6 protein-coding genes, 1 tRNA gene and 1 pseudogene are annotated in these 7339 nt (G+C 64.7%); 2 read left to right on the top strand and 6 right to left on the bottom strand.

Annotated features, from left to right (window positions below; translation table 11 throughout):
- The coding region (gene clpX, locus BLV07_RS30620) for an ATP-dependent Clp protease ATP-binding subunit ClpX (protein ID WP_091893364.1) at nt 1-887 on the bottom strand (887 nt) is incomplete at its 3' end.
- 178 nt (nt 888-1065) lie between these two features.
- Between clpX and BLV07_RS46620 the strand changes: the two genes are divergently transcribed.
- Entirely contained in the window at nt 1066-1272 is a 207-nt protein-coding gene (locus BLV07_RS46620) for a hypothetical protein (protein ID WP_128933418.1), read from the top strand.
- Between the two features lie 62 nt (nt 1273-1334).
- Here BLV07_RS46620 and BLV07_RS30615 read toward each other — a convergent pair whose 3' ends face one another.
- From BLV07_RS30615 to BLV07_RS30605, 3 genes are all read right to left on the bottom strand, one after another.
- Complete coding sequence (locus BLV07_RS30615; protein WP_091893362.1) at nt 1335-1973, bottom strand: ATP-dependent Clp protease proteolytic subunit; 639 nt, start codon at nt 1971-1973, stop codon at nt 1335-1337.
- Between the two features lie 289 nt (nt 1974-2262).
- Nucleotides 2263-3624 carry a trigger factor gene (gene tig, locus BLV07_RS30610; protein WP_091893360.1) on the bottom strand — a complete coding sequence of 454 codons (1362 nt, stop codon included), beginning with the start codon at nt 3622-3624 and terminating at the stop codon, nt 2263-2265.
- A gap of 169 nt (nt 3625-3793) precedes the next feature.
- A tRNA-Leu gene (locus tag BLV07_RS30605) sits at nt 3794-3878 on the bottom strand.
- 153 nt (nt 3879-4031) lie between these two features.
- Between BLV07_RS30605 and BLV07_RS30600 the strand changes: the two genes are divergently transcribed.
- Complete coding sequence (locus BLV07_RS30600) at nt 4032-5348, top strand: multicopper oxidase family protein (protein ID WP_091893358.1); 1317 nt, start codon at nt 4032-4034, stop codon at nt 5346-5348.
- Nucleotides 5349-5352: 4 nt separating this feature from the next.
- Here the strand turns inward: BLV07_RS30600 and BLV07_RS30595 are convergent.
- Together BLV07_RS30595 and BLV07_RS30590 are read right to left on the bottom strand one after the other, a co-directional pair.
- Nucleotides 5353-5789: pseudogene (locus tag BLV07_RS30595) on the bottom strand (GNAT family N-acetyltransferase).
- The gene (locus BLV07_RS30590) at nt 5789-7288 is read right to left on the bottom strand and encodes an NAD(P)H-hydrate dehydratase (protein ID WP_091893356.1); all 1500 of its coding nucleotides are present in this window, start codon (nt 7286-7288) and stop codon (nt 5789-5791) included. Before BLV07_RS30590 ends, BLV07_RS30595 begins: the two are co-directional and overlap by 1 nt.
- Nucleotides 7289-7339 lie beyond the last annotated feature (51 nt).

The following is a 7339-nucleotide window of genomic DNA, read 5'->3' as shown; positions in this document are numbered from 1 at the left end:
CCGTATTTCAGAAGGTCCTCAGGCTCGACGTGACGGAAGATCTCGCCGGTACGGCGGTCCTCCGGCGCGAGCACCTGGGCACCGAAGCCGATCGAGGTCGACCGCCCGCGCGCCGAGATGATCTTCTCGAGGCCGGCGAAGGCGCCGCCGCAGATGAATAGGATGTTGGTGGTATCCACCTGCAGGAACTCCTGCTGCGGATGCTTGCGGCCGCCCTGCGGCGGGACCGAAGCCACCGTGCCTTCCATGATTTTGAGCAGCGCCTGCTGCACGCCCTCACCCGACACGTCGCGCGTGATCGAGGGATTGTCGGACTTGCGGCTGATCTTGTCGATTTCGTCGATGTAGACGATGCCGCGCTGGGCGCGCTCGACATTGTAGTCGGCGGACTGAAGCAGCTTCAGGATGATATTCTCGACGTCCTCGCCGACATAGCCGGCTTCGGTCAGCGTCGTCGCGTCCGCCATCGTGAACGGCACGTCCAGGATGCGGGCGAGCGTCTGCGCGAGCAGCGTCTTGCCCGAACCGGTCGGACCGATCAGCAGGATGTTCGACTTCGCGAGCTCGACGTCGTTGTGCTTGGTCTGGTGATTGAGGCGCTTGTAGTGGTTGTGCACCGCGACCGACAGGACCTTCTTCGCATGGCTCTGGCCGATTACGTAGTCGTCCAGCACCTTGCAGATTTCCTTCGGCGTCGGAATGCCGTCGCGCGACTTGACCAGCGAGGATTTGTTCTCCTCGCGGATGATGTCCATGCAGAGCTCAACGCACTCGTCGCAGATGAAGACCGTGGGACCCGCGATCAGTTTGCGGACTTCGTGCTGGCTCTTGCCGCAGAACGAGCAATATAGCGTGTTCTTGGAGTCGCTCGTGCCGACCTTACTCATTCATGTCTCCGTCCGCGGTTCGATCCCGTTCCGCTCGATCGCTCCATTCCGACACGATGGCCGGCATGAAGCTTAAGTAGAGCAAATTCCGTACCAAAAAAGACCCTACGCGTTACATCCCGTGCGAATCACGGTCGCTCGATTCTCCGCGATCATAGCCGATCAATCGTAGCCAACCATGCTGTCACCCGACTATCAAGAATTCGCTAATCGGGGCTCGCCGGCTACCCGTGACAATACCGTGATTTCCGGTCTTGGCACGAGCGAAGTGATCGAAATCACCCCGGCGTTGCTGGATTGCCACGAAAAACAAGCACGAAAGCGGAACTTTCCGCCTGCCGCAGGGCGCAAAACCGCGTTGTGCGGCGCGCGCACGCGCCCTTAACGTGAACACCGCACTGACGCCACGCGGCGATCCCGAGGGATCGCCGTAACGCCCCGGTAGTGCTATAATGGGGTTCTCGCCGGCGTCGGCTCCTCGGCGCGCTTGTCAATGACCTTGTCGACCAGACCGAACTCCTTGGCGTCGTTCGCAGTCAGGAACTTGTCGCGTTCCAGCGCGTCCTCGATCGACTTGTAGGTCTGGCCGGTGTGCTTCACGTAGATCTCGTTGAGCCGCTTCTTCAGGTTCAGGATTTCCTGAGCGTGCAGCATGATGTCGGTGGCCTGGCCCTGGAAGCCGCCGGAGGGCTGGTGGACCATGATGCGCGCGTTCGGCAGCGAGAAGCGCATATCCTTCTCGCCGGCGGCAAGCAGCAGCGAGCCCATCGAGGCCGCCTGTCCCGTGCACAGCGTCGAGACCGGCGGACGGATGAACTGCATGGTGTCGTAGATGGCAAGGCCCGACGTCACCACGCCCCCCGGCGAGTTGATGTACATCGAGATTTCCTTCTTCGGATTTTCCGCCTCAAGGAACAACAGCTGCGCGACGATCAGCGTCGACATGCCGTCCTCGACCGGCCCGGTCACGAAGATGATGCGCTCCTTCAACAGGCGCGAGAAAATGTCGTAGGCGCGCTCGCCACGGTTGGTCTGCTCGACCACCATGGGCACGAGGTTCATGTAGGTTTCAACCGGATCGCGCATGAGTCACCTAGGGTTTCGGAGACGGACATCGCCAGGCTGGCTGCCAGTTTGGCTGGATTGGCCGGAAGGCGGATGGACGTCCTGTGATGCAGGAACTTGGTAGAGGTAGAACATTGAGTACAGGGTGTACCGACAGATATAGCCCAATTCGCGCCTGACAAGTGCGGAGCGCATTAAGGCTTAACCCGTCGGGCAGTTGAAGCTGATTCGCGCAAAGAGGCCCAGCCGGCCATCTGGCTAGCTGAGCCCCTTCGCTGATCATTCTTAATGGAAGGCTTTCTCAACGCCTTCAGGCAGCGCTCTTTTCCGCCTCGTCATCCTTGTAGAGCTCCTCGCGCGAGACCTTCTTCTCGGTCACCTTGGCGAGTTCGAGGATGAAGTCGACGACCTTGTCCTCATAGATTGGTGCACGAAGCTGGGCCAGCGCCTGGGCGTTGTTGCGGTAATAGTCCCAGACTTCCTTCTCACGGCCGGGCATCTGGCGCGCGCGCTCGATCACGGCGCGGCCGACCTCGTCGTCGGTCACGGTGATCTTGTTCTTCTCGCCGATCTCGGAGAGCACGAGGCCGAGGCGCACGCGGCGGTCGGCGATCTTGCGGTACTCTTCCTTGGCGGCGTCTTCAGTGGTGTTCTCGTCGGCAAAGGTCTTGCCGGCCGAAGCCATCTCGGCCTTGACCGAGTTCCACATCAGATTGAACTCCTCGTCGACCAGCGAGGGCGGCGCATCGAAGCGATGCGCCTCGTCGAGGCGGTCGAGCAGCGCGCGCTTGACGCGCTGACGCGTCGCGGTCGCGAACTCGGCGGCCAGCCGCTCGCGCGCGGCTTCCTTCAGCTTGTCGAGCGATTCGAGGCCGAGCGTCTTGGCGAACTCGTCGTCGATCGCGAGATCCTGCGGCGCCTCGATCAGCGTCGCGGTGGTCTCGAACTCGGCCGGCTGGCCGGCAAGCTTGTCGTTCATGTAGTTTTTCGGGAACGACACTTTCAGCGTGCGCGTCTCGTTGGCGCCGATGCCGGTCAGCTGCTCTTCGAAGCCGGGGATGAAGGTGTTGGAGCCGATCAGGACCTGGATGCCCTCGCCGGTGCCGCCCTCGAAGGCCTCACCGTTGATGGTGCCCTTGAAGTTGATGGTGACACGATCGCCGGAGGCGGCCTTGGCGCCCTCGCCTTTGGCGGCAAAGGTGCGATTGGAATCGGCGATGCGCTTGATCGCCTCGTCGACGTCGGATTCGGTGACGTCGACGACGGGCTTCTCGACCTCGAAGGTCTTGAAGTCGGCGAGCGCAATGGCCGGCACCACCTCGATCGCGACGGTGTAGGTCAGATCGGTCTTGCCGCTCAGCAGCTCCTCGACCTCAGCCTGCTCGGTCGGCATGGTGATCTTCGGCTCGGTCGCGAGGCGGAAGCCGCGCTCGGAGAACAGCTGCGTGTTGGTGTCGCGGATGGTCTGGTCGATGGTCTCGGCCATCACCGAGCGGCCATAGACCTTCTTCAGGTGACCGACCGGCACCTTGCCGGGACGGAAGCCGTTGAGACGGACCTTGTCCTTGAGATCGACGAGCTTGGCATCGGCCTTGGCGTCGAGATCTGACGCAGGGACGCTGATCTTGAACTCGTGCTTCAAACCTTCCGAGAGGGTCTCTGTGACCTGCATGGCGTCCAATCTTCTCGTTCGGTCCCGGCGCGCATGCGTCGGGACGCTGTCATTAATCGATCCGACGCGAGGCAAACGCCTCAACGCCGGTGGTTCATTGGACCGGCTCCAAGCGGACAAAATCCGCGCGGAAGCAGGTCTCGTAATCCGTGCAAACGCTGAAAGCGCTTGGTGCGGGCGGAGGGACTCGAACCCCCACAACTTTCGTCACTGGAACCTAAATCCAGCGCGTCTACCAGTTCCGCCACGCCCGCGTGAATTTGCATCAAGACCGGCCGCGATGCCGCGGGCGGCCGGGCTTATAGCATGTGCCTGACTGTTCGCAGCAAAAAAATGGCCGGTTGGAGGCAAGCTTCAAGTAGGCACGACGGCTGGACTTATCCAGCGCGGCGTGATCCGGATCGGCCATGACAACGCGGATTTTTGACCCGAGCCGACGCGAGGTTTTGACCGGACTTTTGACTGGACTTGGCGCCTCGGCGGCCGGGCTGATCGGCGGCGGCGCAGGCCCGCTCGTGACCGCCCAGCTCGCGCTCCAGGCACGACCGGCCACGCTGGCCTTGACGCCGGGTCAGCCGCCGACACCAATCTGGGAGCTGGCCGCGGTAAGCCACCTGGGAAACGTCCGTCTCAAGCGCGGCAACCGCTGCGAGGTGGTGTTCCGGAACGAGCTGCGTGTGCCGCTTGCACCAGTCTGGTACGGCCTGACCGGCCCGGCCACTTCCGATCCTCTCCGGGGGCGCGCGCCGACGGCCCCGGACGCGACTGAAACATCAATTATTTCAATATCTAATGCAGGAACCCTGCTGGCCGACTTCCGCCTCTTCGAGGACGGCCTGAAGCAACCCGCGCGCCCGCTTCCGGTCATCGCCGAGGAGACAGATCGGGTCGCTGTCGATCGTGACGAGGTTTTGCTGATCGAGGAATGGCGCGTGCGGCCGGATGGGACCGCGCTTCCTCCGGGGCGCGATCCCAAGGACACGACGCCGCTCTATACGATCAACGGACAGACTTCATTCGAACTCTCAGCCGCGGCCAATGAGCGGCTGCGGCTGCGCTTTATCAACGGCTCCCAACGTACTGTTCTGGCGATCAAATTGGAAAGCCACGACGTCCGCGTGATGGCCCTGGACGGACAACCGGCCGAGCCGTTTTCGGCGCGCAGCGGGGCGCTGGTGCTGGCCCCCGGCGCGCGGGCCGACGCGTTTGTGGACACGGCCACATCGGCCGCATTCCTGCTGCATGACGGCAAGGAGGCCCGCCAGGTCGGCAAGCTGACGATATCAGGCTATCGGGAGCGGCGCGCTCCGCTATTTGATCCGCAGCCGCTGCCCTCCAACGGGCTGCCTGACAACCTCGACCTGAAAGGCGCCCTGCGGTTCGATGTCGCGCTCGGCGCAGCCGACGCCGGCTGGACGCGGCCCGTCAATTTCTCCACCGCCTCCGCCCCGACCTTCCGCGCCAAGGCCGGCCGCACGATCGTGCTGGCGCTGAAGAACCCCGCCCCGGTCACGACCGTGTTCCACCTGCACGGCCACCATTTCCGCCTGCTCGACAAGCTCGACGACGGCTGGAAGCCCTACTGGCTTGATACGCTCGCGATCGAGCCCGGCCAGACCCAGCGCATCGCATTCGCGGCGACCTCATCCGGACGATGGCTGATCGAATCCGTTCTGACCGACTGGGCCGCCCCGCGGCTCGTGCGCTGGTACGCGGTGGAGTGAGCGCCTATTGGCGCGTCCAGAGGTACCGAGCGTCGGGCTCCCGTTCCTCGTTCCGCACCCCATCGGTCTGCTCGACCAGCGCAAATCCGCGCGCTTCATAGAAGCGCCCGGCCGGCGCGTTGCATTGGAAGGTCCAGAGCTCGAGTCGATCGCAGGCCTCTTTGGCAACGTCAAGGAGTTCGGTACCGACACCACGACCCTGGGCAACCGGAAGCACGTAGAGCTGCTCGATCCAGCCCTCACGGAATGCAATGATCCCGCCGAGCACTTCGTCGTGGAAGCGTCCCCACACGCGGCATGTCGGAAAACACGCTCGCGGTAGAACCAGCGGTCCTCGTCCGGCGTGTGCAACCCGGCGAGCCACGGCATCGCCTGGTCGAACGCAATCCGATGGACCTGGGCGGCCGCACCCATGTCCGCGAGTGCGAGCTGCCTCAGCACTAGTACTCCACCCCGAGCGCATCATAGATCCGCCGGTGCACGGCCGGCAGCGTCTCGGTCAGGTCTTCCGCGATCAGCCCCGGCCCCGCCTCGCTTCCCGCCTCGCCATGCATCCAGACGCCGATGCTGGCGGCCTCAAAGGCCGGCACGCCTTGCGCCAGGAGGCCTGCGATGATGCCCGAGAGCACGTCGCCGGCGCCGGCGGTGGCGAGCCAGGGCGGCGCGTTGGCGGCGATGGTGGCGCGGCCGTCAGGGGCCGCGACCGTCGTGTCCGGTCCCTTCAGCAGCACGACAGCGCCGCAGCGCTCGGCGGCGGCGCGCACGCGCTCGAGCTTGGACCGGCCGGGATGCTTGTTGCTGAGATCCGAGAACAGCCGCGGAAATTCGCCCTCGTGCGGGGTCAGCACCACCGCATTGTCCTGCGAGGACCTGATCGATTCGAACAGTCGCTCTGGCTTTGCGGCAAAGCTCGTCAGCGCGTCCGCGTCCAGCACCAGATGCCGCTGCGCCGTCAGTGCGGTATGAACGAGATCGCAGGTGCGCTCGCCGACGCCCGCGCCGGGGCCGATCATGCAGGTGTTATAGCGCTTGTCGCCGAGGATCTCGCCGAACTCGATCGCGGTGTCGACCGGGCGAACCATCACCGCGGTCAGCGCGCTGGCATTGATCGCGAGCGCATCGCGCGGGCTCGCCAGCGTCACGAGGCCCGCGCCGGCCCGCAGCGCCCCGCGCGCGGCGAGCCGCGCAGCGCCTGTCGCGGCTGCGTCACCGGAGACGGCCAGTACATGGCCCCGCGCAAATTTGTGGCCGTCGATGCGTGGAACCGGAAAGGCGGCGCCCCAGAAATCCGGATCGTTCTCGAAGAGCTGCGGGGCGATCTCATCCAGCACGCTCGCGTCGATGCCGATGTCGGCGACGCGCACACGGCCGCAATGCATGCGGCCCGGCAGCAACAGATGCGCCGGCTTCTTGCGGAAGAAGGTCACGGTCTCCGTGGCATTCACGGCCGCGCCCATCACGGCGGCGCTGGTGCCGTTGATGCCGCTCGGCAGGTCGACGGCCAGCACCAAGGCGCCGTTGCCGTTGATCGCCTCGATCATGGCGCGCGCCTCGCCGTCGACGGGACGGCTGAGGCCCGCGCCGAACAGCGCATCGATAATCAGCGCCGGCTTTCCGATCGCCTGCGGATTGAACGGGAGCACCGGGTGCTTCCAGCCCCGCGCGGCGGAGGCGGCGTCACCCTGGAGCTGGTCGCGTTCGCACATCAGGATCACCGAGATCTCGCGGCCCTGGGCGGCGAGCTCGGCGGCTGCGACAAAACCGTCGCCGCCATTGTTGCCGGGGCCGGCGACGATCAGGATCGGCCCCTCCTCGACCAGCGCATTGGCCGCCTCGGCGACCGCCTGGCCGGCGCTGAGCATCAGCTTGAAGCCGGGCGTGCCTGCCGCGATACTGAGCTGATCGGCGCGCTGCATTTCAGCGTTGGTCAGAACTTCCATGCCACTTCCCTGGTCCAAACGCCCGTTCAACGGGCACGTTCCGCGCCGACC

Source organism: Bradyrhizobium sp. Rc2d, from assembly GCF_900099855.1.
Lineage (GTDB): Bacteria > Pseudomonadota > Alphaproteobacteria > Rhizobiales > Xanthobacteraceae > Bradyrhizobium.
The sequence above is the reverse complement of the archived record's forward strand: the minus strand, read 5'-3'. Positions and strand labels throughout refer to the sequence as shown.